Origin of the sequence: Thermococcus sp. (genome assembly GCF_026991495.1) — an archaeon.
Classification (GTDB): domain Archaea; phylum Methanobacteriota_B; class Thermococci; order Thermococcales; family Thermococcaceae; genus Thermococcus.
In genome coordinates, this window is the sequence record NZ_JALXBJ010000024.1 from 1 (window position 1) to 25,344 (window position 25,344).

The 25,344-nt window shown below is 53.4% G+C and carries 31 protein-coding genes and 1 pseudogene; 12 read left to right on the plus strand and 20 right to left on the minus strand.

Features of this window, described 5'->3' with window-relative positions; translation table 11 throughout:
* A pseudogene (locus MVB78_RS02795) lies at positions 1-90 on the plus strand (GNAT family N-acetyltransferase); the annotation flags it as partial.
* Position 91: 1 nt separating this feature from the next.
* On the opposite strand, the gene MVB78_RS02800 reads toward MVB78_RS02795, so the two are convergent.
* The gene (locus tag MVB78_RS02800; protein ID WP_297487619.1) at positions 92-1,675 is read right to left on the minus strand and encodes a CGP-CTERM sorting domain-containing protein; all 1,584 of its coding nucleotides are present in this window, start codon (positions 1,673-1,675) and stop codon (positions 92-94) included.
* A gap of 423 nt (positions 1,676-2,098) precedes the next feature.
* Here MVB78_RS02800 and MVB78_RS02805 point away from each other — a divergent pair, with 423 nt between their 5' ends.
* The 4 genes from MVB78_RS02805 (at position 2,099) to MVB78_RS02820 (ending at position 5,674) form a co-directional block, all read left to right on the plus strand.
* Positions 2,099-3,304 carry an ammonium transporter gene (locus MVB78_RS02805; RefSeq protein ID WP_297487621.1) on the plus strand — a complete coding sequence of 402 codons (1,206 nt, stop codon included), beginning with the start codon at positions 2,099-2,101 and terminating at the stop codon, positions 3,302-3,304.
* Between the two features lie 76 nt (positions 3,305-3,380).
* Positions 3,381-4,004, plus strand: coding sequence for a GNAT family N-acetyltransferase (locus MVB78_RS02810; RefSeq protein ID WP_297487623.1), 624 nt, complete (start codon positions 3,381-3,383; stop codon positions 4,002-4,004).
* Complete coding sequence (locus MVB78_RS02815; RefSeq protein ID WP_297487625.1) at positions 4,001-4,462, plus strand: GNAT family N-acetyltransferase; 462 nt, start codon at positions 4,001-4,003, stop codon at positions 4,460-4,462. The genes MVB78_RS02810 and MVB78_RS02815 overlap by 4 nt, the downstream gene beginning before the upstream one ends.
* A 24-nt stretch (positions 4,463-4,486) precedes the next feature.
* Entirely contained in the window at positions 4,487-5,674 is a 1,188-nt protein-coding gene (locus MVB78_RS02820; protein ID WP_297487628.1) for an MFS transporter, read from the plus strand.
* Here the strand turns inward: MVB78_RS02820 and MVB78_RS02825 are convergent.
* The 6 genes from MVB78_RS02825 to MVB78_RS02850 are packed head-to-tail and all read right to left on the minus strand — an operon-like array spanning position 5,657 to position 13,228.
* Entirely contained in the window at positions 5,657-7,426 is a 1,770-nt protein-coding gene (locus MVB78_RS02825) for a glycoside hydrolase family 5 protein (protein WP_297487630.1), read from the minus strand. The genes MVB78_RS02820 and MVB78_RS02825 overlap by 18 nt on opposite strands.
* A complete protein-coding gene (locus tag MVB78_RS02830) occupies positions 7,427-8,392 on the minus strand; it encodes an ABC transporter ATP-binding protein (RefSeq protein WP_297487632.1) in 966 nt (321 codons plus the stop codon). It lies immediately after the preceding gene.
* The gene (locus MVB78_RS02835; RefSeq protein ID WP_297487634.1) at positions 8,389-9,360 is read right to left on the minus strand and encodes an ABC transporter ATP-binding protein; all 972 of its coding nucleotides are present in this window, start codon (positions 9,358-9,360) and stop codon (positions 8,389-8,391) included. The genes MVB78_RS02830 and MVB78_RS02835 overlap by 4 nt, the downstream gene beginning before the upstream one ends.
* Positions 9,357-10,283, minus strand: a complete 927-nt coding sequence (locus tag MVB78_RS02840) for an ABC transporter permease (protein ID WP_297487637.1) — start codon at positions 10,281-10,283, stop codon at positions 9,357-9,359. Before MVB78_RS02840 ends, MVB78_RS02835 begins: the two co-directional genes overlap by 4 nt.
* Complete coding sequence (locus MVB78_RS02845) at positions 10,284-11,285, minus strand: ABC transporter permease (protein ID WP_297487639.1); 1,002 nt, start codon at positions 11,283-11,285, stop codon at positions 10,284-10,286.
* Between the two features lie 47 nt (positions 11,286-11,332).
* Complete coding sequence (locus MVB78_RS02850; RefSeq protein WP_297487640.1) at positions 11,333-13,228, minus strand: ABC transporter substrate-binding protein; 1,896 nt, start codon at positions 13,226-13,228, stop codon at positions 11,333-11,335.
* A 167-nt stretch (positions 13,229-13,395) separates the two neighbouring features.
* Here MVB78_RS02850 and bgaS point away from each other — a divergent pair, with 167 nt between their 5' ends.
* From bgaS to MVB78_RS02865, 3 genes are read left to right on the plus strand one after another with little or no spacing between them, the layout of a single operon-like run.
* Complete coding sequence (bgaS, locus tag MVB78_RS02855; RefSeq protein WP_297487642.1) at positions 13,396-14,928, plus strand: beta-galactosidase BgaS; 1,533 nt, start codon at positions 13,396-13,398, stop codon at positions 14,926-14,928.
* Positions 14,929-14,940: 12 nt separating this feature from the next.
* Positions 14,941-15,147 (plus strand): hypothetical protein, encoded by a 207-nt coding sequence (locus MVB78_RS02860; protein ID WP_297487644.1) that lies wholly within the window; start codon positions 14,941-14,943, stop codon positions 15,145-15,147.
* A gap of 22 nt (positions 15,148-15,169) precedes the next feature.
* A complete protein-coding gene (locus MVB78_RS02865; protein WP_297487673.1) occupies positions 15,170-15,631 on the plus strand; it encodes a type II toxin-antitoxin system VapC family toxin in 462 nt (153 codons plus the stop codon).
* Positions 15,632-15,673: 42 nt separating this feature from the next.
* Here the strand turns inward: MVB78_RS02865 and MVB78_RS02870 are convergent, their stop codons facing one another.
* The 3 genes from MVB78_RS02870 to MVB78_RS02880 are packed head-to-tail and all read right to left on the minus strand — an operon-like array spanning position 15,674 to position 16,843.
* Positions 15,674-15,904 carry a hypothetical protein gene (locus MVB78_RS02870; RefSeq protein WP_297487645.1) on the minus strand — a complete coding sequence of 77 codons (231 nt, stop codon included), beginning with the start codon at positions 15,902-15,904 and terminating at the stop codon, positions 15,674-15,676.
* Positions 15,901-16,392: a hypothetical protein gene (locus MVB78_RS02875; RefSeq protein WP_297487647.1), complete on the minus strand. Its 492-nt coding sequence runs from the start codon at positions 16,390-16,392 to the stop codon at positions 15,901-15,903. Before MVB78_RS02875 ends, MVB78_RS02870 begins: the two co-directional genes overlap by 4 nt.
* A 10-nt stretch (positions 16,393-16,402) precedes the next feature.
* On the minus strand, positions 16,403-16,843 hold the full coding sequence (locus MVB78_RS02880; protein WP_297487649.1) for a helix-turn-helix domain-containing protein: 441 nt from the start codon (positions 16,841-16,843) through the stop codon (positions 16,403-16,405).
* A 442-nt stretch (positions 16,844-17,285) separates the two neighbouring features.
* Between MVB78_RS02880 and MVB78_RS02885 the strand changes: the two genes are divergently transcribed.
* Both MVB78_RS02885 and MVB78_RS02890 read left to right on the plus strand, forming a co-directional pair.
* The gene (locus MVB78_RS02885) at positions 17,286-17,558 is read left to right on the plus strand and encodes a hypothetical protein (RefSeq protein WP_297487674.1); all 273 of its coding nucleotides are present in this window, start codon (positions 17,286-17,288) and stop codon (positions 17,556-17,558) included.
* Positions 17,533-17,907, plus strand: coding sequence for a DUF6516 family protein (locus tag MVB78_RS02890; RefSeq protein ID WP_297487651.1), 375 nt, complete (start codon positions 17,533-17,535; stop codon positions 17,905-17,907). Before MVB78_RS02885 ends, MVB78_RS02890 begins: the two co-directional genes overlap by 26 nt.
* Here the strand turns inward: MVB78_RS02890 and MVB78_RS02895 are convergent.
* The 9 genes from MVB78_RS02895 to MVB78_RS02935 form a co-directional block, all read right to left on the minus strand.
* Positions 17,870-18,619 carry a nucleotidyltransferase domain-containing protein gene (locus MVB78_RS02895; protein ID WP_297487653.1) on the minus strand — a complete coding sequence of 250 codons (750 nt, stop codon included), beginning with the start codon at positions 18,617-18,619 and terminating at the stop codon, positions 17,870-17,872. The two genes, MVB78_RS02890 and MVB78_RS02895, sit on opposite strands and share 38 nt — an antisense overlap.
* Positions 18,616-18,768: a hypothetical protein gene (locus MVB78_RS02900; protein WP_297487655.1), complete on the minus strand. Its 153-nt coding sequence runs from the start codon at positions 18,766-18,768 to the stop codon at positions 18,616-18,618. Before MVB78_RS02900 ends, MVB78_RS02895 begins: the two co-directional genes overlap by 4 nt.
* The gene (locus tag MVB78_RS02905) at positions 18,734-19,513 is read right to left on the minus strand and encodes an ABC transporter ATP-binding protein (protein ID WP_297487657.1); all 780 of its coding nucleotides are present in this window, start codon (positions 19,511-19,513) and stop codon (positions 18,734-18,736) included. Before MVB78_RS02905 ends, MVB78_RS02900 begins: the two co-directional genes overlap by 35 nt.
* A gap of 9 nt (positions 19,514-19,522) precedes the next feature.
* Positions 19,523-20,191 carry a hypothetical protein gene (locus tag MVB78_RS02910; protein WP_297487659.1) on the minus strand — a complete coding sequence of 223 codons (669 nt, stop codon included), beginning with the start codon at positions 20,189-20,191 and terminating at the stop codon, positions 19,523-19,525.
* Between the two features lie 85 nt (positions 20,192-20,276).
* Positions 20,277-21,572: an MFS transporter gene (locus MVB78_RS02915; protein WP_297487661.1), complete on the minus strand. Its 1,296-nt coding sequence runs from the start codon at positions 21,570-21,572 to the stop codon at positions 20,277-20,279.
* A 60-nt stretch (positions 21,573-21,632) separates the two neighbouring features.
* The gene (locus MVB78_RS02920; RefSeq protein ID WP_297487663.1) at positions 21,633-22,199 is read right to left on the minus strand and encodes a nicotinamide-nucleotide adenylyltransferase; all 567 of its coding nucleotides are present in this window, start codon (positions 22,197-22,199) and stop codon (positions 21,633-21,635) included.
* Entirely contained in the window at positions 22,192-22,524 is a 333-nt protein-coding gene (locus MVB78_RS02925) for a PIN domain-containing protein (protein WP_297487665.1), read from the minus strand. Before MVB78_RS02925 ends, MVB78_RS02920 begins: the two co-directional genes overlap by 8 nt.
* A 7-nt stretch (positions 22,525-22,531) precedes the next feature.
* Positions 22,532-22,732: a hypothetical protein gene (locus MVB78_RS02930; RefSeq protein ID WP_297487676.1), complete on the minus strand. Its 201-nt coding sequence runs from the start codon at positions 22,730-22,732 to the stop codon at positions 22,532-22,534.
* 64 nt (positions 22,733-22,796) lie between these two features.
* Complete coding sequence (locus MVB78_RS02935) at positions 22,797-23,576, minus strand: S-adenosyl-l-methionine hydroxide adenosyltransferase family protein (protein WP_297487678.1); 780 nt, start codon at positions 23,574-23,576, stop codon at positions 22,797-22,799.
* 56 nt (positions 23,577-23,632) lie between these two features.
* Here MVB78_RS02935 and MVB78_RS02940 point away from each other — a divergent pair, with 56 nt between their 5' ends.
* Positions 23,633-24,187 carry a tRNA (cytidine(56)-2'-O)-methyltransferase gene (locus MVB78_RS02940; RefSeq protein ID WP_297487667.1) on the plus strand — a complete coding sequence of 185 codons (555 nt, stop codon included), beginning with the start codon at positions 23,633-23,635 and terminating at the stop codon, positions 24,185-24,187.
* The gene (gene pgsA / locus MVB78_RS02945) at positions 24,174-24,743 is read left to right on the plus strand and encodes an archaetidylinositol phosphate synthase (protein ID WP_297487669.1); all 570 of its coding nucleotides are present in this window, start codon (positions 24,174-24,176) and stop codon (positions 24,741-24,743) included. Before MVB78_RS02940 ends, pgsA begins: the two co-directional genes overlap by 14 nt.
* Positions 24,744-24,800: 57 nt before the next feature.
* Here the strand turns inward: pgsA and MVB78_RS02950 are convergent.
* A partial coding sequence (locus MVB78_RS02950) for a peptidase M54 (protein ID WP_297487671.1) occupies positions 24,801-25,344 on the minus strand: 544 nt, incomplete at its 5' end.

The following is a 25,344-nucleotide window of genomic DNA, read 5'->3' on the forward strand; positions in this document are numbered from 1 at the left end:
GTCCTTTCCGGCCTCAAGAGACTCGGCCTCTTTCTCTGGGACGAAACCGATGAACCGAACGTTCTCGTGTTTAGAAAAAATTTGAGGTAAGCTAAGGCCTCCTGTGGAGGAGGGAAAGCAGGGAGAGCACGACGAGGAAGGCCGGCCCGCAGATTCCCCCCTTTTCAGTAGTTGAGGCTGTGGAAGTTGGAGAAGTTTCCCGGCTGGAAGTGCTCGCCGTTGAGGTCTCTGGGTTTGGGGTGGTGCTGGAGGAGTTAGAGGATCTGCTGTGGGTGTAGGCCGTTGATGTTGTGCTGGTCTTCGGCTTTGAGCTGGATGCTGTGAGACTGCCCGAACAGGGGTTCTTCTTCGAGAGGTCGAGCTTTTCGAGCTTCACCTCAAGGGGCAGGGCTTTTACCATGGCCTTTCCGCTCTTGATGGGCCCGGCACTTTCCGTGGTCACGTCAAAGGGCTTGGGCTTCAGCTCTGGGCTGTTTGCCTGACAGGGTGTTGAGCCGTCCTTGGTGATGGCGAGGAATACCAAACCCGGATTCATCAAGAAGTTCCTGTAGTAAGTGACGTAAACGTTATCGTCAACCGCAATACCGCCAAGCCTGTCGTCTATCATAGAATCGCCGGTTACGATGTTCCACCTTGGATTTCCATTCTCACCGAGGCTGAGAACCCAGACGTGCCTGAGGTAATCGCTTCCCCCCTCCTGGAGGGCTGAGCCAGCGTTGCCGAGGATGTAGAAGTTCCCGTCCGAGAGGAGCGAGACGAAGGTGTAGCCCGTTTTCGGAAACTTCTCCGCCCACAAGGGCTTTCCGTCAGCGCTTAAGGCCAGGATGAAAGGCTCGTAGAGCTTGGGCTTGATGGAACCGATGACGTAGGCCTTCCCGTCCCTAACGAGGAGCCCCTTCAGGATGTACTCGTCGTTGAGGCTCACGGCGATTCCCTTAGTTATGTTGCCGTTTTCGTCCAACCAGAAGAGGAGTGGTCTGAGGACGCTGACGAGCATGAGAACCCTTCCATCCGGGGAAAGCTCGATGCCGATCGGCTTAGCTCCGATGTCGGCTGTTGTGAAGCTCTTCGTCCAGATGACCGTTCCGTTGGGGGAAAGCTTGATCAGAACCGTCACAGGCCTCTGCCAGCTTATGCTCTGGGCTAAGATGTAGATGCTCTCCCTGCTCACGAGGACGTCAACGGGCATCAGCTCCCTCGGGAGGAGCTTTCCGTTGGAGCGAACAGAGAGCTGGTAGTATTTCGCCCAAACCACACCGCCGTCCCTCTTGAGCTCGGCTACAACCATGGCGGAGAAGACAGAGGAGCGGAGCCTCTTCGCGGGAAACACCGCGAGAAGGTTGCCGTTGGGAATGAACCTGAGGATACCGTGCTTTCCCTCGGTAAGCTCCCTCGCAGCAACCTCGGTTCCGTTGACTTTAAAGATCAGCCTTTCGGCGAACTTCAGCTCACCGCTTCCAGAGTCTAAAGCGAGGAAGTAGAACCTTCCCTTTGTGTAGTTGACCTCGTAAACGCTCGCCAGGTAGAGGGTTCTGTCGCTTAGAAGGGGCTGGGCAGGATAGGTGAAGGTCGCGCCCTTTATTGCGTATTTAACCGCCCATCCCTTGGCGCTCACGGCAGGGGTAATCAGGAGGAGGGCAATGAGGAGCACCGCAAGGTTCCTCACGCCGACCACCCATTGTTTCCCTTTCGCTCAAATCCTTAAATAAGTTTTTTAGAGACCCATTTTAGCGGTTAGAGCTGAGTTAAGTCAGGTAGAGGGTTTTTGGAGATGGTGGAACCTTTCCACCTTAAAATTAGCCGGAGACGTGGGAACCAAAGCGGTGCCGGAGGTGACCCAAAGTTAGTTTCAACTTGAAACTCCATTTTAAGTTTTGGATAATGTTAAGAACTTCAGTTTTTCGGTTGGAGTGACTTTGTATTGGAATCTTTTGTCATATTTTTGGATTGATACATGACAAGATTGTTGATATTTGTAAAATATAATGATTATTAGTATGCATGCGATGCTTGTTGGTTATATTTGAGTAACAAACCGCAACTTTAATAACCTTCTTCGAAAATTTTTCGATGAATTAAACCTCAGAGGTGATCGAAGATGTTCAACCCCGGCAGCGATGGTTTTATGTTGATTGCGGCCGCTCTGGTTTTCATTATGACCCCCGGCTTGGCTTTGTTCTACGGGGGAATGGTGAACAAGAAGAACGCCGTAACAATGATGATGCAGAACTTCTTCTCTGCCGGCTGGACAACCGTTCTCTGGGTTACCTTCGGCTTCAGCTTGGCCTTCAGCAGGGACATTGCAGGGGTGATAGGCAACCTGCACTACGCTTTCCTGACCCACATAAGTCCGAGCACTCTCTTTCCAGGAAACGACCAGATAAGCATGCTGACCTTCATGGTCTATCAGCTCATGTTCGCAATAATCACGCCCGTTCTCATGACGGGTGCGTTCGCGGACAGGATGCGCTTTAAAGCGTTCATAGTCTTCCTCACGCTCTGGTTGATCTTCGTGTACTTCCCCCTCGCCCACTGGGTCTGGGGCGGAGGCTTCCTCGCCAAGTGGGGTGTTGAGGACTTCGCTGGAGGTCTCGTCGTCCACACGAGTGCCGGCTTCGGCGCATTGGCTGCAGTCCTCTACCTTGGCAAGAGGAAGTTCCCGAAGGAGGGCAACCACAGCCTGCCGTTGATCCTCATCGGGACGGCCCTCCTCTGGTTTGGCTGGTTCGGCTTCAACGCAGGTTCGGCTTTGAGGGTTGACCTCGACACGAACGTGGCCTTTGTGAACACGATGGAGGCAGCTGCATTCGCGGCGGTAACGTGGATGTTCTGGGACTACTGGAGAACCGGGAGATGGAGTGCCATCGGCTTCATGGCTGGTTCCATAGCCGGCCTCGCCACCGTGACCCCAGCCGCTGGTTTCGTCACCCCCCAGGCGGCCATGGTTATAGGGATCGTAGCGGCTATAGTCTGCCATCTCGCCGTTGATTACAAGAACAGGAAGGGGTGGGACGACGCGCTCGACGTCTGGGGCGTCCACGGAATGGGCGGCTTCACGGGCATAATCCTCCTCGGACTCTTCGGAAGCTCGGCTATACTGGGGAGCAACGGCCTAATCTACGGTGGGGGAACCTTCTTCCTCAAGGAGACAGCGGCTGCAATCTTCGTGGCAATCTACGCCTTTGTCATTAGCTACATCCTCATCTGGATCACCGACAGGATAACCCCCGTCCGCGTCCCGGAGGAGGCTGAAAAGGTAGGGCTCGACGAATACGAGTGGGCTGAGGAAGCCTACGCCCTCTGAACCCTTCTTTTTCCCGTTTTGCCCGGCAACGGCAAAGCTCTTTAGGGTTAAATCCCATTCTCTTCAGGTGTTTTGAATGGAGGTAGTCGGTCTGGACGAGGCCCGCCTACCGGAGTTTCAGGCCCTCTACACAGATTTCTTCGTGGAGCTCCGGGAAAAGCAGGGGTGGAAGGTGGCGAAAGAAGCCTACAGAAGGGAGGCCGAAAACTACTTTAAGCGGGGCGACACAATCTTCCTCGCACTGGAAGGCGGCAGGGCGGTGGGTTTTGTAAGGCTTTCGAGCAGGGAGGGCTGCTTCTGGGTCGAGGAGATATACGTGAGGCCAGAGTTCAGGGGAAAGGGGATCGGCAGGGCGCTCGTTGAGAGGGCCGAGGAAGAGGTTCTGAAGCACGACAACTCGCTCTACCTCTTCGTCCTGCCGCAGGACAAGGATGCGATAGCCTTCTGGAAGAGACTCGGCTACGATGTTGTGAACACCGTTGAACTGGTCAAGTATCTCACGGGAGCGCCGCGGGATGGGAACTTCCTCACGATCGAGATTTTGGGTGAGGGGTTCAGAATCTTTGAATGGAAGGGCAGGAGCTTCACCGATGAGGAGAGGCGCTTCATGGATCTTTTGAGGGAGTTCTACAAAGCCGGAGGAACGAAAGAAGAGTTCTTAGAGCTCGTGAGCAGGGCATTGGAGGGGTGGCTGGAGTGAGGGTCAAGCCCCTTAAAAGCAATGCCGAAAGGCTCGCCTGCCTTGAGATAGCGAAGGCTTTACCGGAGTGGTTCAACGAGGCTGGGCTTAAAGCGATGGAACGCGACCTTAAAAGCGAAACGACGTTCATCGCCGTTGAGAACGGTAGGGTTCTCGGCTTCATAGCCATCAAACACCTCAATGAGAAAGCCCTCGAAATCCTCTGGATGGCCGTTAGGAGGGAGTTTAGGAGAAAGGGCATCGGAACCGAGATGCTGCACTTTACCGAGGAGTGGGCGGTAAAGAGGGGCTTTGAAGTCCTCGTCGTTAAAACGTCGGGCGATTTAAGCTACAAACCCTACGACGAGACGAGGCGGTTCTATGAGAAGAACGGATTCGTGAGGGTAGCGCTGATAGACCCCTATCCAGAATGGGGCGAGGAGGCGCTGATTTACGTGAAGTGCCTCCGCAAAGATTAAATGGATTTGTTTTCATCTTTCTCCATGCGCTGGAGCGAGATTCCAGGAGATGCCAAAGCCTACATCCTCTACCACACGTTAATTTCTCCGGGCCTGATAGTCTGGATACTCTTCCCGCTCTACCTGCTGGAGACCGGCTATTCTGTTTTGGAAGTTGGAGCGTTCTTTACCGCCGTCAATATTCTCGCGATTCCCCTTACTTACCTCTTCGGCAGACTCTTCAACCGCTGGGACATAAAGAAGGGCCTCATCGCGATTGACGTCCTCGATGGAGTCGCCTACGTTCTCTACGGTCTCGCGAAGGGTGCCATAGCTCCGCTCATGCTCTTCGCGGGAAGGACGATAGAAAAGCTCTCGACGATGCTCTACCCGCTCTATCGAGCCTACGAGCAGATAATCTATCCAGAGGAAAGATATGAGGAGATATTCGCCTGGCACCTCCGCCTGCCGGAAATTTCAAGGCTCCTGACGTTTCCGGTAATGGGCTACGTCCTCGGCTACGTTTACCCCGGCCCCGAGAGCTACCGTTGGGCCTTCATTCTCTTCGGACTCTTTTCAGCGGTAACCGTGACATACATCTGGCGCTTCCTTCCATCGGTAGGCAAAGAGGAGAGGATAACACCGGAGGGCTTTACGTTTAAGGTTGGGGAGTTCAGGCTCCTCATAGTTTTTGAAACCTTCATCACCCTTGCCTGGGCCCTCGCGCCCGAGATGGTGCTAATCAACTACGTCGTCTTCGTGCTGCATAAAACTGTCTTCGAGGTAACCCTTGTGGCGGTTGCCAGCGGTCTTGCCTCGATTTTAGGAACCTACGCCAGTGAGCGCGTTCCAAAGGGAAAGGGTTTTCAGGCCCTTGGTGTGGGCATGGGCATAAACGCTCTTTACACCCTGGTCATGGCCCTATCACCGCCCCTGTGTATTGTTCTGCTTGTGTATGCTCTTGGCGACTTCGGGAGCAGTTTGGGATTCCCTTTCTATCGCTCCTGGATGTTCAGGCTGATTCCAAAGGAAAAAGCCAGCGAGTTCCACGCGGCGATATCGAGCTACCGGAAGGTCTTAGGCATGTTCACACCGCTCGTAGCCGGAGGCCTGGCGGGTGTTCGCGCGACGCTGCCCTACGCTGCCAGTCTGGCCTTCTTCGTTTTAGCTGGGATGATGTTCGCGGTGCTCTCAAGAAAGGAAAGGAACTTCCGATCACCTGCCCCTCCTTAAGGGCAGCAGGTACACGAGAAAGACCGAGGCGATGAGGGCAGCGATCAGGTATCCGGCCAAGGAACGATGAGAGCGGGGTTTGCCTCCCCCTGGTGGCGTCTCCGGTGCGGACGATGTAGGAGACGATGTGACGGAGGCCTTGCCCCCGGTGTTTCCCTCAATAACGTACAGCTTCAGCTCTTTTCTGAGCGTCCGGTTTCCTTTTCTGGCCACTATGTAGAACGTTATGCTCCTGTTGAGCGTCAGGTTCATCTCGCCTTCCCTTGAGCGGGCGAAGTTGGAATCGACGACGTCGCCGCTCGTGTACCAGTATATCCTGACCTTTTCCCCGGCCCCGAGGACGGAGGTCGTTGCGTTGCTTTCCAGGATTATGTAGAGGGGTTCCTCAAATTTTGGATCGGACGCTTTGATCAGACGGTAGATGAGCCTCATTTTCTCCCAGTTCACGGTCTTCCAGTCGTCGAGGAAAATCCCTCCCGTGTCCCCGCTCTCCGGGTTCAGACACCAGTAGAAAAAGTTGTAGATCCTTTTTCCCAGCAGCCACTGGACGAAGGAGTCCTGCCAGACTTTATCCAGTCCCCTGTAGGTTCCACCCCACTCGCCGATCGCGATGGTGTAGTTCAAATCGGTAAGGTAACCAAAGTGTGCGTTCCAGATGGCGGGCATGTTGGCAGGGAAATCGGGGCTTTTGAAGTAGTCCATCATATAGACGCTCGGCCCGTACACGTGGGGGGAATAGACGACCTTCCCCTTGGGCAGTCTGACGGGATATTCCCTTACCCCCATGAGGTTCTCGCCCCAGAAGGTCCACCATCCGTTTTTCTCGATTTCGCTGTCTATCCTTGGCACGTGGGTGTACTGGGTCCCCTCGACGAAGATTAGCCAATGGGGGGCTACCTTGAGTATCTCCCCTCCGGCCCTCTCGGCAAAGAGCCGGAAGTCCCTCTTATCGCCCGTCCCCCATCCAGCCGGGCCGTGGGGTTCGTTCTTCAGGTCGGCCCCTATGACGTTGGGGTACTTTCCAAACGTTCTTGCGAGAAACAGCCAGTCTTTGATGTACTGATCCTCCGTATAATTTTCGGTGTACCACAGGGGCTCTATTTCAGTGCAGCCTATCCTGTGGTAATCGAGGAGGACGTAAAGTCCGATGGTGTTTGCGTACGACACTATCTTTTCCATGATTTTTAGGGATGTCAGGTTTCTGAGATCTGGGTTTAGGGCGTAGTTTATCCTTCCGGGTGTGGGTTTTGTGCCGGGTCTTATGGACTCGCTGCAGAAGGGAAGCCTTATCGCATTAAAGCCGAGCCTTTTGACGTCATCGAGGATCCCCTTCCAGTTCCGTTCATTGAGACCGTAAACCACGTGGTCTTTGAGCTCAAAGCCAAACCAGCTGACACCGTGCAGATAGAGCGGTCTAACCTCGCCCGTCGTGAGATTTTGAACGAAGATTGTACCGTTTTCGGCGGTGTAATTTACCCCAGGGGAATCGGCGGCACCTGTGGGGGGCAGGTGAATGAGCGAAAGGAGCAGGATCAGGGATATCAGGCTAACCTTCAGCAGGGCGAGAAAAGGGGGGCAGGTTGATTCGCTCCTGCCCCCTTGGTGGGTGGGTGCCATGGCCAGCGGCTGCCACGGGGAACGTGAACCACTCCGGCAGGATGCATAGCTCGGTAACGGGGGATCGTCATCTGCTACAGACCCTTCGGACCCCTCCTGTGAAGCCCTCCCGACTTCTTCAAATGCCCCGTGCATTCACTCACCCCCGTAAAGGTGGCATGCGACCCAGTGGTTCTCTTCAAGTTCTTTCAGCTCCGGGCGTACTTTGAAGCAGACATCCTTTGCCCGGGGACACCTCGGAGCATACCTGCAGCCGGAGATCCGGTATATCGTGCTCTCTTCCTTTTCGGGCTCGATCCCCTTGAACTCCCACCTCACGTTCAAATCGGGAACGCTCTCGAGAAGCATTTGAGTGTACGGGTGAAGGGGATTGTGGAAGACCTTCTCAGTGTCGCCCATCTCAACGATCGTTCCCCTGTACATGATGATCGTGTAATCGCTGATGTAGTAGCCCAAAGCCAAATCATGCGTGACGAAGAGTACTGAAGTACCGTACTTGTCCCTGAAGTCGCCGAGAAGGTTTAGAATGTCTATCCTCGTGCTCGCATCGAGCATCGAGACCGCTTCGTCCGCCACCAGGAGTTTCGGCTTGAGCAGCAGCGACCTCGCTATGAGAACGCGCTGTAATTGGCCGCCGCTTAACTGATGTGGGTACTTGCCCCGGACTTCCGAGGGGTTTAGGCCGACTTGAACGAGGGCTTGATCTATCATTTCATCCCTCTCCTCCCTGCTCGTTTCGGGGAAGAAGGAGTCAAAGACTAAATCAAACGCCCTGTCGACCTTGTGGAGGGGGTTGAAGCTCGCAAACGGATCCTGGAAGACGGCTTGGACTTTCCTGTAGTAGTTCTTCTTGACCTCTTTTTTGCTGAGCTTCATTATGTCTTTGCCTTCGAAGAGTATTCTGCCGGAGGTGGGCGTGAGAAGGCGGAGTATGAGTTTTCCGACGGTTGTTTTGCCGCTGCCACTCTCGCCGACGAGGGAGACTATTTCTCCGGGTTTTATCTCGAAGCTGACATCGTCGACTGCTCTTATTTCAAAGCCTCCTATTAGTCCTGAGGTGAAGGTTTTGGTGAGGTGTTCGACTTTGAGGAGTTCGTTCATTGGTTTTCACCTCCGAGGAGGTGGCAGGCCGCGTAGTGGTTTTCCCCGACTTTGACGAGTGGGGGTTCCTCGTTTTTGCATTGTTGCATCGCGTAGGGGCAGCGGGTGTAGAAGCGGCAGCCTTTTGGCGGGTTGAGGAGGCTTATCGGGTAGCCTGGAATTCCCTTGAGCTTCTGCTTTTTGTACTGGACTCCCATTCTCGGGAGGGAGTTCAGGAGGAGTTGGGTGTAGGGGTGGGCTGGTTCGTTGATTACCTCCTCGGTCGGCCCCAATTCGGCCATCTTTCCCGCGTAGAGGATCATTATCCTGTCGGCTATTTTGTCGAGTAGGGCTAAGTCGTGCGTGACGAAGATTATTGACTTGACTATGCCTTCTTCCATGAAGTGGTGGAGTAGTTCGAGGACGACCCTCTGGGTTGTGACGTCTAAGGCTGAGGTGATTTCGTCTGCTATGAGCAAATCCGGGTTGAGGAGTGTGGAGACGACCATTGTGGCGCGTTGCTTCATTCCGCCGCTTAACTCGACGGGGTACATGTCTGCTACTTTTGGGGTGAGTTTGACCATGGCTAACCTCTCGCGGAGGAGTTTTTCGACTTCGCTCCTGTTGGTGTGCCCGTGTTCTCTCGCCAAGTCCCAGACGATGTCCTTTATTTTTTTGGTTGGGTTGAGGGCGTTCATGGCGTACTGGGGGATTATTGAGAGTTCTGTGTAGCGGATTTTTCTTGCTTCTTCTTCGCTCAGCTTCATCAGGTCTCTTCCTTTGAAGACGGCTTCTCCACCCGCGTGTTCCATTGGGGGTTTTCTGAGGATGAGGGAGTGGACGAGGGTTGATTTTCCGCAGCCGCTTTCACCGGCTATTCCAAAGACTTCTCCCTTGCTAACGTGGAATGTGACGTCGTCCACTGCTCTGACGTAGCCTGCCGGTGTTTTGTAGTAGATTTTGAGGTTTCTGACTTCGAGGAGACTCATTCCCCACCCCTCCTCAAACGAGGATTAAACACCTCGTCAAGGCCCGTGTTGATGAAGTAGAGGCCGGTTATCAGGATCGCAATGACGAGCCCCGGAGGGATCGCCCACCACCAGTAGCCGAGTGTTACTGCGTTCCAGAGGACCGCCTGCTGGAGCATTATTCCGAGGGACATGCCCCTCGTCGGGCCCAGTCCGATGAAGTCCAGCCCAACGGCCGCGAGTATCGAACCCCCGAACTGGAGGATGAACACCATGAAGACGTAGGATACCATGTTCGGCATTATCTGGTCAAAGATTATTCTGAGATCGCTGAGTCCCGAGAGTCTGGCGAGGTTCACGAACTCCCTGTTCTTTAGGGAAAGCGTCTGTGCGCGGACGGCCCTCGCGGCCCAGGGCCATGCCGTCAGGCCGATTATGAGGCTCTCTATCCCCGTCCCCCTGTAGGGGAGGTAGGCGGCTATTATGATGAGGAGGGCCATCGTTGGGATGACCAGCATTATGTTGGTGAGTATCATCAGGGACTCATCAGTCCACCCTCCTTTGTAGCCGGCAACAAAACCTATCAGCAATCCCAAGAGGGTGGCGAGGCCACCGGCTACGATTCCAATAAAGAAGGACGACCTCATACCGTACGTTAGCTGGGCGTAGATGTCTCTCCCAAAACTGTCGGTTCCGAGGTAGTGGGTGACGTTGACAACACCGCTTGGACCGTAAACTGTGTCCTGGGACATCGGGGGTAAAGAGGGCGTCGTGGGCTTTGGAAAGGTAGTGCTGCCGAACTTTATGGGATAGTACCCCATGTTGTCAAAGGGCGTTGTCAGCGGGCCTAACAGGGCGAAGATGGCCATGATGGTGACTATGGCGATGCCCACCTTAAACTTCGAATTCTTCAGCGCTATCCTGAGGGTCCTCTTTAGGGACATTCAGCCCCCCTCCTCGGTATAGCTCGTCCTCACCCTCGGATCAATGAGGGCGTAGAGCAGGTCTATAGTGAAGTTGGCGATCAAAACCGTCAGGATTATCACAAGAAACGCCCCTTGGATCAGGAAGTAGTCCTGGTTCATTATGCCCTGCATCAGAACGTATCCTATACCGGGGTACGAGAAGACTATCTGGACAGTGACGTTTCCAGCGACGAGGAGACCGAGCTGAATGGCCAGTCCAGTGACCTGGGGAAGCATTGCGTTCTTGAACGCGTGCTTCATTAGGGTTCTCTCGCTCGCTCCCAAGGCTTCTAAATAGCGTATGTAGTCGGCTTCGACCTCGTAGATTATCATGTTCCTCATACCGATGGCCCAGCCACCGAGCTGGACCATGAACAGGCTCAAAAATGGAAGTATCCAGTGGTACAGGTAGTCCTTTATAAACTCCCAGCTCAGGGAGGGTATTATACCGTAGCTGTACGCACCGGAGATGGGGAACCATCCCAACTTGAAAGTGAAGAGGTATGAGAGCAGGATGGCAAACCAGAAGTACGGGGAGGCCTGGAGAAAGTAGAAAACCGGCATCAGGTAGCTGTCAAGTTTCCGGTTTTTACCCGCAATGGCACCGAGCCAGTTTCCCACAAACCAGCTCGCCACGAGGGCCGGGAACAGGAGGGCGAGATCGTAGGGGATGGCTGCTTTCAGGATCTCGGTCACCGGCTTGGGGTAGTAGTAAATGCTCACGCCAAGATCGCCGTGGAGAACGGCGTTCCAGAAGGAGAGGTACTGTTCCCACAGGGGCTTGTTGAGACCGAAGGCCTGGACGAAGTAGCCGTGGAGGTACTTGGTAGCCTCGGGTAATGTGGCGAACCTCGAAAGGAGAACCCCAATGGGATCCCCCGGCATCATCCTCGGGATTATAAAGTCTATCGTAACGGCGAGAAAGAAGGTTAGCGTATAGATGAGGGTCTTCCTGATGAGGTACCTCTTTATCCCTGACATCTTAAGCCCCCCGGACTACATAAATAAAAATAAAGAAAAAACAAAAATCACTTGCGCCTTCTTAAAAGTAGTGGGACAAGGGCCAGTCCAACTGCCAGGGCCGGGCCGCAGATTCCCTTCTTGGTTTTTGAGGTGGAACTGCTTGTAGTGCTGGGGGTCGTTTGGGGCGTCGAGGACGAAGAGGAGAGGGAGGAAGTTGAGGTTGATGAGCTCGAAGAGCTCGAAGATGAGCTCGAGGTGGTGGTGGCTTTCACGGGTTTCAGGTTGAGGAGAACCTTGGCCCCACCCATCTGCCAGTAGTTCTGCCAGGTTATGGGCAACGCGTATGGGTTGTGCTCTGTCGGCCAGTTGGTCCAGTACTGCTTGCTTGCCTCAAACCAGGCCCCGTTGTATATCAAGGGGATGTAAGGCAGGTCTTTGAGGAATATCTCTTGAAGTTCGTGGTAGTACTGGATCTTCTTGTTCTCGTTTCTTTCTGTGTTTATCAAGTGGAGCAGCTCAGCAACGCGGTCGTTCTTGTACCTTCCCCAGTTCCCGGAGTACGTTGCGTTTCCGATGGGAGCCACATCCGGGTAGAGCAGCCAGTTGAACCACTGCCAGGGGGTTGCATATACCTGGCTTCCAAAGTTGTTGATTGCCATGTCAAACTGCCCCTTGGTTATATCTTCCCAGTACTTGCTGTAGTCCGGGAACTTCGGATCAACCCTTATCCCAACCATCTGGAGATCCTCGCTTATGACCCTGCACATCTCCATCCAATCGGTCCAGCCGTAGGGAACCTCTATCGTAAGCTTGAGGGGCTTTCCATCAGGGGTTTCCCTATAGCCGTCGCCGTTTATGTCCTTGTACCCGAGCTGGTCGAGTATTTCCTTGGCCTTGGCGGGGTCGTAGGTAAAGCCGTACTTCTTAACTGCATCGGCGTCGTATATCTTCTTGAAAACAGGGTAGTCTATAAGGAGGCCCGTGGGATCGGCGGGTTTGACCTGGTTCTGAGAGGCCCTTGCCGCTATCTCCTTCGGGTTTATTGCGTACGCTATGGCACGTCTGAACTCCGGGTTGTTCAGGGGCGCCTTCTGGTTGTTCATGAACAGGAAGGCGGTGTTTATCGGGAGGTGATAAGGCTGCTTGTCAAACCACGTTACTATCCCATAGCGAGACTTGACATCCGGCACGCCTGGAATGAAGAAATTGCTCCAGTCGAGATCCCCTTTGACAAGCATTGAAAGCGCAAGGTTGTTGCTGTAGACTATAACGTAAACGATGTACTTCGGAGCGGGCTTCCCGTAGTACTTAATCCCCCACCAGTTGTCATTCCTGACGAGTATGAACCTCATCTGGTCTGTCTTGTAGAGCTTGTACATCCCCGAGCCAACGGGCTTCATGTTCGCAAAGCTCTGGGGGTTGTCAATGCTCTGCCATATGTGCTTGGGGATTATCGCTATGTTGTAGAGCCAGTACTTCCACTCCTCATAGTGAGGTTCGCTGAAGACGAAGTCAACGGTACTTTCATTAACGACCTTGACCTCCTTGAGCCATCCCCATATGGGCGAGTAGCTGAGACCCTGATGTTCTTTGGCGTAGTCAAAGGTGAACTTCACGTCCTCCGCCGTCAGGGGCTTTCCATCCTGCCATGTGAGGCCGCTCTTGAGGACTACACGGTAGGTGTCGTCAGAGATCCACTCACCACTCTTGGCCAACCAGGGTTCAAGCTCGTCTTTGAGCGGGTCGTAGATGAACAGGGTTTCATAAATAAGACCGATCGTTCCGGTTACAGCCGCCCAGCTGACAGTGGGGTTGAAGTTGTTTGGCTGGCTCCAGAGACCTCCACCAACGTAGATGGTCTCACTGCGGGGGAGTTTGGTTTGGGTAGCCGCTGCGCCAAACTGACCAAAAAGACTCAAAAAGAATATCCCAACAATTATTGGCCCCAACAGTTTTTTCATGCAATCCACCTCCTAAATGAGGGCATCGTCGTAATGTAAATAATGTCCATACCTTATAAGTTTTGCTGTATTTTATAATCCCTGACCCAATTTTTATAAGATCCGGGAAATATTTATAAGTGATGGGTCGATTTAATATTATAACCAAAGGAGACGGGGGAGATGTCATGTTCCCGGAGAACTTTTACTGGGGGGTTTCACAGTCCGGCTTTCAGTTTGAGATGGGGGACAAGTACAGGAGGCACATAGACCCGAACACCGATTGGTGGCACTGGGTTCGGGACAGGAGCAACGTTGAGAAGGGGCTCGTCAGCGGCGACCTCCCCGAGGAGGGGGTGAACAGCTACGAGCTCTACGAAAGAGACCACGAGATTGCAAAGGAGATGGGCCTCAACGCGTACCGCATAGGTATCGAGTGGAGCCGGATATTCCCCTGGCCGACGACTTACGTTGACGTTGACTACTCCGTTGACAGCTCGTACGACCTTGTGAAGCGCGTCAGGATAGACGCAAGCACCCTTGAGGAGCTGGACGAACTTGCAAACCAGAGGGAGGTTCTCTACTACCGGCGGGTCATATCGAGCCTCAGAGAGAAGGGATTCAAAGTTATAGTTAACCTCAACCACTTCACCCTTCCGTACTGGCTCCACGATCCAATAACCGCGAGGGAGAAGGCGCTTACCAACGGCAGAAACGGATGGGTTAGCAAGCGGTCGGTGATCGAGTTCGCCAAGTTCGCCGCATACGTTGCCCACAAGCTCGGTGACGTCGTCGATATGTGGAGCACCTTCAACGAGCCCATGGTAGTTGTTGAGCTCGGCTACTTAGCCCCATATTCAGGGTTCCCGCCGGGGGTGATGAACCCGGAGGCCGTTAAGCTGGCAATGCTGAACATGATAAACGCCCACGCCCTTGCGTACAAGATGATAAAGAGGTTTGACAGGAAAAAAGCGGACGAGGACTCAAAGGAAGCCGCGGACGTTGGCATAATCTACAACAACATAGGTGTTGCCTACCCAGAAAATCCCCGGGACGAGAAGGACGTTGAGGCTGCTGAGAGGGACAACTTCTTCCATAGCAGGCTGTTTTTAGAGGCCATAACATGGGGAAAGCTCAACATCGAATTCGATGGGGAGGGCATCGTGGATCTGCCTTACCTCAGGGGAAACGACTGGATCGGCATAAACTATTACACGCGGGAGGTTGTTAAGTGGCAGGAGCCAAAGTTCCCTATGCTACCCCTTATATCCTTCAAAGGAGTTCCGGGATACGGCTACGCCTGCAGGCCGGGGATGTCCTCAAAGTCCGGGAAGCCCGTGAGTGATATGGGGTGGGAGATATACCCCGAGGGCATATATGACTCCATCGTTGAAGCTGAGAGGTACGGACTGCCCCTTTACATAACGGAGAACGGGGTGGCCGATTCAAAGGACGTGCTGAGGCCCTATTACATAACCAGTCATCTGGCCATAGTTGAGCAGGCCTACGAGGAAGGGCATGAAGTTAAGGGCTATCTCCACTGGGCCCTGACGGATAACTACGAGTGGCCCCTCGGGTTCAGGATGCACTTCGGTCTCTACGAGGTGAACTTAATAACAAAGGAGAGAAAGCCCAGGAGGGAAAGCGTGGAAGTCTTTCGTAAAATAATAAAAGAGGGAACGACAAAGAACATCCAGGGGGAGTTTAACATCAGAGGGTGAGGTGGGGACGGTATGAAGACGATAGCGGTTGATGAGGAAACCTGGGAGGCCATAAAACACCTAAAGGCCAAGCTGGATGCGAAGTCTTACACTGAAGTGTTGAAGAAGCTCATTGAAGTATGGCATTCAGTCGAGCTCGACCTGAAAGCCGAGAAGGTCGTGCTGGACGACAATGAAGCCGACATGATCATATCCCTGCTCGAAAATTCCGATGAGTAGGCAAGGAGGGTTCAACTTGAGAATGCTCCCTGAGAAGATCTCCTTTGATCCACTCTCCTTCCTCAAGGTGACGAGAAAACAGAACAAGGAGATACTTGAATTCATCATCGCCGAGTTTCAAGTGTACCTCCCCCTTTCCACCGTGAGCTCGTACCTCATGGCAAAGGCAGCGTCAGGGAAGGACACCGGTGAGGAGATGGGGGCCCTCAGAGAGGTATTCAACGTTGTGGATGCTTCAGATCAGCTAATGGAGAAGATGGCGGAAATAGGGGGGACCCTTATAAAAGAGGGGGTCGTTCCCAACTTCTCCGACCTTATCACCGCGGCGTCGGCCATTCTAACCGGCTCCCTGCTCGTGGTAAACGACAAGAGGGTCAAAAAATATGGTATCTTCTCCAAGTACGGCCTGGATGTTATAAGCTACACCAAGTTTTTGGAGGAGATTGAAAGCCTCGCCGAGGAAGAGGCGAAAAAAGTGGTTTAATCAGAAGTTGACCATCAAAAACAGTCGAAGACCAGATATGGGCTATCTTCTGAACCTCGGGGGCGACCTGAGAAGCTCCCCAAGGCTGACGTTCTCAAGGGGATCGAACTCCCTCACAAGCTCCTCGACGGCATCTTTCGGAAGGCCTTCAGCCTTCAGGGCCTTTCTAAAGGCCCTCTTTCCCCGCTTTATCGCTCGGAGTATTCCGGCTATCTGAAATGTTATCCTCGGGAGGTGAAAGAAGAGAAAAGAGAGAAGGGAGCGGAGAATCACTCTCCCTCCTCCTTCTCACCTGTGGGCGGCTTTTTCCCTGTGTGAATTACAATACCCCCTCCCTTCTTTGTAAGAAAGCTCTGGAAGGTTTCTAAGATTGTTTTGGCCGCGTTGACGCTCTCCATGTACTGTTTGGTCAGCTCAAGGGCGTCTTCCTTGTCCATGCCAGCCTCGACGAGGTTCTTGTAAAATTCGGCCACACTCTTGCCCATCGCCTGCATCTTCTCAGGGCTGTAGAGCTCTTCGATGAGCTCCTTCAGGGGACCCATTATGCTCTCGACCATCGGGCCGAGCTTGTCCATAAGTACTGCCACCTTATCAAGGTCTCTGTCGCCCTCGTAGGCCTCTATGAGATCCTCAATGATGTCGACCTTCTTCTCAAGTACCTCAAGCTCCTCCTTGGTCTTTGCCTGCCTCATCTCCTCTACCAGCTCCCTTAGGAGTTCCTCCAGCTGGGCCGGGGCCTTCTTTTCGGTATCCTCCACCATATCGACCACCTCAGTAATCGTTAGTCTGCTCAAACCTAATCGGCATTCCGATCAGCTCTAACCACCTTTTGACCACGTCCTTTGAGAGGGCGTAGACCTTGCCCCTCTCGGTTGGAAGCTTCCTAACAACGCCGAGCCTCTCAAGCTCCCCTAACTTCGCCCGGACTGTGTTTCTTGACGCCTTTCCACGCCTGCCCTTAAGCTCCCTCGCTATCTGGCTCACGTTGGCTTTCCTGAGGTCGAAGAGAATCTTCACTATCTCCCTCGCTATCGGGTCGTGCTTTATCTCCGGAATAACAACGTCGATGCTTAAGCCACCGTACTCGGCGTAAACGTTGAGGAGCCTGAGATAAGCCTGCGCCATCTTGGAAACTATTTCAAAGCTCGCCTTCAGCGCTTCGAGTGCCTTCTTGAGCTCCTGAACTTCCCTGGCAAGCTCCTCATCGGGCATGTTCGTTAGTTGTGTGCTCAATCCTAAAGGGTTTCCGGTCAGGGGTGAGCAGGAAAACTTTACTGCAATTGGCAGGAAACGTCGTCTTTTTCTCTTGAAAACCTCGCCGTTCACGGCGGGGAGGAGGTCAGTCTGGTACTTAAAGTCAGACTCGCTTTTCTCGCCCCGTCTCTAAGCAGTCCTTACCGCCCTCATAATCCCGCTCTCCTCGAACGTCTAGGCTTTGGCATCTCCGCGCTGGATATACTCCCACAGCCTCCCGGTAGCCTCAATGACCCTTGACGAGTTTGAGCCTCAGGAGCCGAATGCGGCGCTGACGAGCCTCAAGCGACACTACACTAAGCGGTGAGCTTCGGGCTGTTTCTTTTGGCAGGGGTGATGTTCTGGTGGCTGGCGAGGAAAGGTATTTATTCAAGAATCGCGAGTTAGGGATGTGATAGAAATGAGCGAGGTCGTGATTTCAAAGAGGGACGTGTTGACATACGAGAAGTTAAGGATAATCTCGGAGCTGGCACCCCTACGTGAGAGAGTGAAGGCCTTCGAGAAGAAATACGGGACGACATTCAAGGAGTTTGAAAGGAAAGTTAAGGGCTCAGAGGAATCCTTTGAGGCCTGGGACGACTATATTGAGTGGAAGGCCTACGTCAGGAAGCTTGAAGAGCTGGAGAAGAGGCTGAAGGAGATCGAACATGCTGAGAGAGTTAGAATTGCTTGAGAATAGCCCAGCAGTCAAAAGCTACGAAATTTTAGACTACAAGGAGGGGGAGGGTTTTTACTTTCTAAAAATCAGGGCAGAATTAATAGATGGAAGCGTTCTGTACATCAGAGAATTTGTATCGGAAGAAGAGTACAACTACTCCTTCCAATGGCAGAAAGACGGAAAGCTTATAGTCCGCTGGGACAACGCGCCACATCACAGAGACATTGAAACTTTTCCCCACCACAAGCACGTTGGCTCACAAGACAACATCCAGCCTTCAAAAGAGATCTCTCTTGAAGACGTTTTGAGAGTTATTGAGGAGAAAATTAAACCCCCGTCCTCAACTTCCATCCGTCTATGCTGAAACCGCCCATCTTCCCAAGGACGTGGCTTATTAATGCCTCAACGTTTTCTGTTCTGACCTCCCGCATGGCCCGGAGGAAGAGACTGACGAACTCATTGTCCGGGAAGTCTGGGAAAAGATAAGCCTTTCTAAAGGCCTCGTCACTGAAGAGGCGATAGACTTTGCTCGCGGGAGGCATTTCAACGCCCAGGAACTTCGAATAAACCTCAAGGGCCCTGCTGAGGGCCATGTAATAGAGGTAGCCAAAGCTGGGGTCGTTCCTCTCCCCGGCGTCCTTCAGGCTATCGAGGACATCCCAGAGGAAGTACTTGGAGAGCTCCACCCAGGTCTCGTTTGGCCTTCCAAAGGACTTCCTTAGATATTCAAAGGCTTCAGCTTTGAGGTCTTCAGTCACCCCCGTCTTGTCGAACAGGACTTTCCCCATCGCTATTATCCTGGCCGTGCTCCTGCTGTAGCTGGCGAACTCCTTCTCAAAGTACCTCTTTATCTGCCTCACAGGATTTGCAAAGTACTCGATCAAAACTCCATCTATAACGACGTTTCCCCGTTTCCTCCAGTCCACATCATCGGATAGGATAATATAAACGTCCACATCGGAGCGAGGGGTCTGAAGGCCGAGAGCGTAGCTTCCCGTGAGGAGTGCGGCTTCAACGAAGTCTTTCTCCTTCCAAGGTTTAAGGAACTTTCTGAGAGCAACTTCCCAGGGCCTCATTGTGCCAACCTCCCGTGAAGCATCGCGTAGACCTCCTCAAGGCTCGGCTCCTTCCTCTTGACCTCCTCGACCCTCAGGCCGGCCTCCACGAGGAGGGCGTTTATCTCCGATGGCTCAGCGTTCTTCAGGGCTATACAGCCCCCGTACAACCTCAGGAGAATAACCTTTCTCCCGGAGCACTTCAATGGCCCTCTCGACTTCCACCACCTTCACGAGGACGGTTTCCTCGGTCGATGCACCTTCTTTGAACTCCTTCAGGCTTCCGGAGAATAGAACTTGGCCTTCACGGATTACGGTGACGGTGTCGCAGACCTCATCAACGTCGCCGAGTATATGGGTCGAAAAGAGAACGGAGGTGTTGTTTTTCCTCGCGTAGTCTTTGAGAAAGCGCTTGAACTTCAGCCTCCACTCCGGGTCGAGGCCCTTCGTCGGCTCGTCCAGAATCAAAACCTTGGGACTTCCGAGAAAGGTCCTCGCCATCGCAACCCTCCGTTGGGTTCCACTCGAAAGGGCGGAGACCTTCTTTTTGGAGTATTCCTCAAGTTCAAAAAACTCCAGCAGGTCCCTCAGCTCCCTCTCATCGTAAACTCCTTTCAGCAGGGCGTAGCGCCTTAGGTTGTCCCACACCGAAAGGTTTGGATAGAGGAGGTCGTACTCCGGAAGGTAGCCAATCCTCGCCCTTATTTCGGGATTCCTGAGGGGGTTAAGGCCGAGAACCTCAACCCTTCCCGAGTCGGGCACGAGAAGGCCGAGGATAAGCCGGAATGTCGTTGTTTTGCCCGCCCCGTTGTGGCCGAGGTAGGCGTGAATCTCGCCCGGTTTTACGGTCAAGCTTACCCCACAGAGGACTTCCCTTCCGTCAATGGTCTTCCTCACGTCCTCAAGGACTATCATGCGACCACCTCAGACGAGCAGTGTTCTCTCGGCGAGCCTGTCGCCGAGGGAGCTTAAGATTAGGAGCGACGGGATCGAAATCCCTACCGAGAGGGCCAGAGAAATCACGAGGGCGAGCTTTAGAGACAGGATGTTTCCGAAGTATCTCGGAACGTAGAGGGGAACAAAAAACGCCACAAAACCCACTGCAATCTTCACGGCGTTGAACCATACGGGCTGGAAGAGCAGGGTTGTCAGAACCACGAAGAAGGTGAACGTGAGGAGCAGGGGAGTTGAAATCAGGAGTCCGAAGAGCATGGCCGCCAGTGGGATGTGGGCCCCGCTGTAATCCGCCAGAATCAGTCCGACAAAACCTCCCGCGAGTATTCCTACCACCTCGATCACGAATCCGGCGAGCGTCTTGAGGAGCAGAAGACGCGTGGGAGGAAACGGGAGTGAAAGTAGGAGTTCGTGAATGCCGAGGAGCTTCTCTCTAAAGACCGCCCCGCTGAAGAAGAGCGGGAACACTATGGCGAGTGAAACGCTCGTTATTCCAACGATTGTGCTGCTTGAAACCGGATTCCAGCCCGCCAGCCAGTAGATCACTGCCGTCGTCCAGGGAATCCAGATAACGTTGAAGCCGAGCTGCTTTGCGGTGTACTTAATCTCCTCGCGGAGCTGGGCCCGGGCCAGTTTCATGGTCTCGCCTCCAGATTCAGACACTTTTGTTTTATTTCTCCCGTATTTATGCCTTTCAGGAACTCAAGGTTGAGAAACGGAAGTTTTATAGATGCGAGAACACGCGGGATTTCAGCATACCAAAAACCCGCACGTAAACAAGACCCAGGAGAACGAACACAGGAATCATAAGGGCAAAACTTCCAGTCAATCCAGAAAAATTAACAAGCCTGCCAATCAAAGCATAGAACACGGCACCAACGGAGGCGGAAATGCTCATTCTTGTCGAAATTATCGTACTGCGGTACTCGTTGGGAACGATCTCGTTGATCAAGAGGGTGTATCCAGTGAAATAAACCGCCTCGCCAAGGGAGTAAAGCGCCAATGCCAGGACTCCGGTAATTTTAGTGCGCACACCGGCGAACAGCAGATAAGAGAGTAGCATTAGGGAAATTGAAATCTTAAAAAGCAAAGCGTGCGACTTCTCTTTTCTCCTTCCAATCCAGAGAATCAGGAACCCTGCTAAGATTCCCATCGCCGATTTCAGGGAGTAAAGCGGACCAAGAGCTTCCACCTTGAGGCCGAGAACACCGGCGAAGTAGAGCTGCCACACGTATAGAAAATGCAAGTGAGGAAGCGTGAAGAGCATGTCTGCAATGAAGAGATAGCGCAGGATTGGACTTCTGAGGACCAACGAAACGCCCTCCCTGACTATCGCCAAGACGCCCTTTTCTCTGGTTCCCCAGTTCTCGTTGAGGAGGAGAATTGCAAGAAATGCCCCAAAGAAATTTAAGATGGCCGCAGCGTAGAAAACACTCCTCATCCCCACAAAGGCCACTATTGTGGCCGTGATAATACCTATCAGGAGCGAGTTCGCACTGTTTATTGATCTAAGCAATCCGTAGGCCTTTTTAGCCTCCTCTCTCCCTAAGTTCTGAACTTTGATCTCTGTGAAATACCAAGCCTGGAGCGTGCCCGACAGGAGGGAAGACCCAAGGGCGGCAAGACCGTAGGCCAAGGCGCATGAGAGGAATCTATGGGAAGCACCAATTAGGGCCATGCTGAGGCCGTAAAGGAACATGCCGAGGGTGAGGATTTTCCTCCTTCCATACTTGTCCGCGATTCCGCCGGTGAAAACGTCGGTGGCGAACATGATGAGAAGATAGAGCGAGTAAAGATAGCCAACCTGCGAATAGCTGAGGTTAAGGGCATCCTTAAAGTAAACTGTGAGAACCGGCGTTATGACGTTCCTGCTGTAGAAAATGACAACACTAACTAAAATCATTCTCCATGAGACGGGATTCAATGATCGGGAAGTGCGAAGGGAAAAGGAAATAGAACCACCCCCTTTCGAACAAGTGGCGCGGAAAACCTTGAACTCACGGAATTTAAAACTTTCCAAACATCTGAGTTGGCAACTAAACGTTAAAAAAGCTAGAAGACAATAAAAGCAGAAAAGAAATCAGAATCCCGGAATCCTTATTGGGGCCTGAAGCTCCTTCTCGTTCTTCTCGAGGTTTGTCGCGAGCATCTGAATTCTTTCCACGCCGTGAATCTCTTTTATGAAGTCGGCGACGCTTTTAGGAACCAGCTCCTCCCATGGTTCGCCCTCCACCATGCGCCGCCTTATCTCTGTCGCCGAGAGGATGTCCTTCCTGAACATTGGCTGAACTATCACATCGTAGCCCCTCTCGCGGAAGAGCTGGGCAACCAGAGAGTTTCCTGTGAAGACAACATCAAACCTTGGAACCATGCTGACAACGTAGGTCGCCCAGATGGCGTTGAAGTTAATGTCCGGGAGGGGAATGAGGTAATAGCGCTTGTCTGTAAGGCCTGCCTCGTCCAGAGCCCTTATCAGCATCTCCATTCTTTCGCTTGTCGTAAACGGGTTTTTCAGCGTGTGGCTGGCCTGGGCACTTCCGATGCCGATGATGACTTCCTCAACCTGGGAAAAGACAAACTCAAGGGCCTTTATGTGGCCGTTGTGAACGGGCTGGAACCTTCCAACGAAGAGCGCACGCTTAACCATCGGTTTCACCTCCAAATAGAGAAATTCCCTCCGCCTTGTCTGGCATCTCAAAATCTGAGTCAAGGGTTACCAACGCCAGCTCATAAAACTTTGCAGTGGCCAGAATCAGCGAATCATTTGGGAGAAGCGCGTGCTTTGTCATCAGCTCAAAGGCCAGGTCGCTTATCTCCTCGGTCAGGGGGACTTCGACAAAATTTTCTCGAAGAAATCTGTAAAGCTTGGAAATCTCTTCCCTGTGAGCCAAGAATTCCTTTGTGTTGCCTCTCAACGAGCGGTAACTTCTCCCGGTGACGTTTTTCAGAAATATGAAGGCCTCAAGGATCACGGAGGAATCAACCAAATAGCTCCTCATACAGCTCCAACCTCATCTCTTTTGCCGATTTTTCTGAAGGCATAATGCCAAAGACGTCATCAACGGTGACCGATGGCTTTTTCTTCAGCCGTGAGAGGCCTGCTGAAAGGGCCTTTAGTTCCTTTTTGAAAACCTCCTCAAGCCCATCTGGAACTGAAACCCGCACCGTTATTTCCCCCATCTCGCTCACCACTAAAATCTTGGAGGTAGGGTTGATAAATCTTCTCAGCTCGAACTGGCCATGTTCAAAATTTTTGAACGAGCCTCACCCTCACCTCGTCTCCGACCCTGAGGCCGAGCTTTTCAGCGGCGCTCCCCTGGTTTACCGCTATCTCAAGGGAGTCGTGGCTTCCGGGCAAGGCGAGAAGCTCGCCGGGTTTAACCTGGCCGTAGGTCTCTAAGTAAGGAATCCTGAGGCCGAAATCGGGAAGCTCGATTGCCCTCGGCCTTTCGTAGTCTTCGAGGTTCAGTATAACGTTCCCGAAGTCGTCAACGTAGATTACCTTCAGAAGCCAGAGGCCCTTCTCCCTCTTCGGCTTCAAATCGAGCTTAACGAGCGACTCAAGGGGAATTTCACCTGCGAACTCCGCTGGAGAGACCCCTTTCTCGATTAGCGCTCCAGCTGGCCCGAAGACGTCCCTTCCGTGGAAGGTCGAGCTTACTCTCCAGCCCGTGAAGCGCTTGATTCTTTCGAGGTCTATCCCCCAGGCTTTTTTGGGCTTTATGTGCTTGAGGGGGAGGGTTGCTAAGCCGTTGTCTGGAACAACCAACCACTGCTCACCTTCGATGATTACAGCCCTTCTCCCTGTTCCAACGCCCGGATCTATAACTCCAACGTGGACTGTTCCAGCGGGCGAGTACTTGACGACCTGCTCCATCACGAAGGAACCCTCGATGATGGAGTGTCGCGTTATCGCGTGGGTAACATCAATAAACCTCGCCTCGGGATTGACGCGGAGCATCGCAACCTTCATCTCCCCTACGTAGGGACCCTTGAGCCCGAAGTCGGTTGTGAGCGTTATCACCTCCACCACCGGAAAGGATTTATTCCCATCGTTTAAGAGGTTGCCGGAGGGGGAGCATGATAGTGGTGTTGAGGCTGGGGCACAGGCCGGAGAGGGACAAGAGGATAACGACTCACGTGGCCCTTACCGCAAGGGCCTTTGGGGCGGATAAAATCGTGATCGCGGCGGAAGAAGACGAGCATGTAAGGGAGAGCGTTGAGGACGTGGTGGAGCGCTGGGGCGGGCCCTTCACGATAGAGTTCAACCCCAGCTGGAAGAAGGTAATGCGCGAGTGGAAGGAAAGTGGAGGTATAATCGTCCACCTCACGATGTACGGGATCCACGTGGATGAAACCCTCCCGGCGATAAAGGACGATCTGAGAGCAGGAAAAGACATTATGGTCGTCGTCGGGGCCGAGAAGGTGCCGAGGGAGGTCTACGAGGTAGCAGATTACAACGTGGCCATCGGCAACCAGCCCCACAGTGAGGTCGCGGCTTTGGCTGTCTTCCTCGACAGGCTCCTTGAGGGTGAAGGCTTGAGAAGGGAGTTCAAGAACGCGAAGCTCAAGATACTCCCGCGGGAGAGGGGAAAGAAGGTACTCAAACTGGGTGGTGGCGATGGTGCTCAATAGATACCGGGAGAACTTTAGGGGCTACCTCGAAGCACTCGTGAGGCCCTTAGCAAAGGCCGGAGTTACCCCGAACACGGTAACCGTGGTGGGCCTGATACTCAGCTTGATCTCGGCATACCTCTTCTACCTCCGCGAGCCGAGGTTGGCGGCGCTGGTTCTTATCTTGGGCTCGCTCATAGACGCCCTCGACGGAACCTTAGCGAGGCTGACGGGAAAGGTGAGCCGCTTCGGGGCCTTCTTGGATTCCACCTCGGACAGGATAAGCGACGGCTTCGTCCTCTTCGGGGTAGCCCTCGGGAACCTCGTCGACTGGCGCGTCGCCTTTTTAACCTTCATGGGGGCTTATCTCGTCAGCTATGAGCGCTGCAGGGCCGAGTTAGCAGGTTCCGGAAAGCTTGCCGTTGGGATAGCTGAGAGGGCTGAGAGGCTGCTCATACTCGTGGTGTTCTCCTTAGCTGGGGTGGGATACGTGAAATATGGGGTTTACCTCGTTGGTGTACTCGCGTGGATAACGGTCTTCCAGAGGATGTGGGCGGCTTATAAAAGGCTCAGGTGAGGAGGGGGATGACGAGAATTTCGCTAAACGAGGGCTTACCGATGAAGAGCCCCGCCGTTACCGACCCTGCCCCCCATTCCTTGACTCAGGCGACCCTCTGAATGTCAGCTCGGACAGGAGGGCGCCTTGGAGCTTCCTCATGCAGGACGGGCAGTAGGAGAGGGGCCTCCTGTCCCACTCCCCCATATCCGAGGGAGGGTTCATAACGCACTCGTTGGGGCAGTGCTCAAGACCGAAGCTGTGGCCGAGCTCGTGGAGGACGCCCTTAAAGATGCGGGCCTTCATGAGCTCCTTGTTGGGGCTCTCAAAGGGCTTAATCGAGAGAACCATTATCTTCATCCCGAGGATGTCCTGCTGGAAGCCGAGGAACTTCTCGTAGATATGGAAGTACTGGTTTCTCGAAACCAGGGGAAAGGTCGTCAGGCCGAAAATGCGCCTCATAGGGAAGCCGGCCTCACCCTGGCCCTCCTGAAGGAGCCTCGCATAGAGGGCCTCTATTACGGCCTCGAGGGGATACCCCTTGACCTGCCCCCCCTCAACGGGTATGTTTATCAGGTAGCCGGGGCCGACCTCAAGCTTTCCGAGGTAGACGAACCTCGTA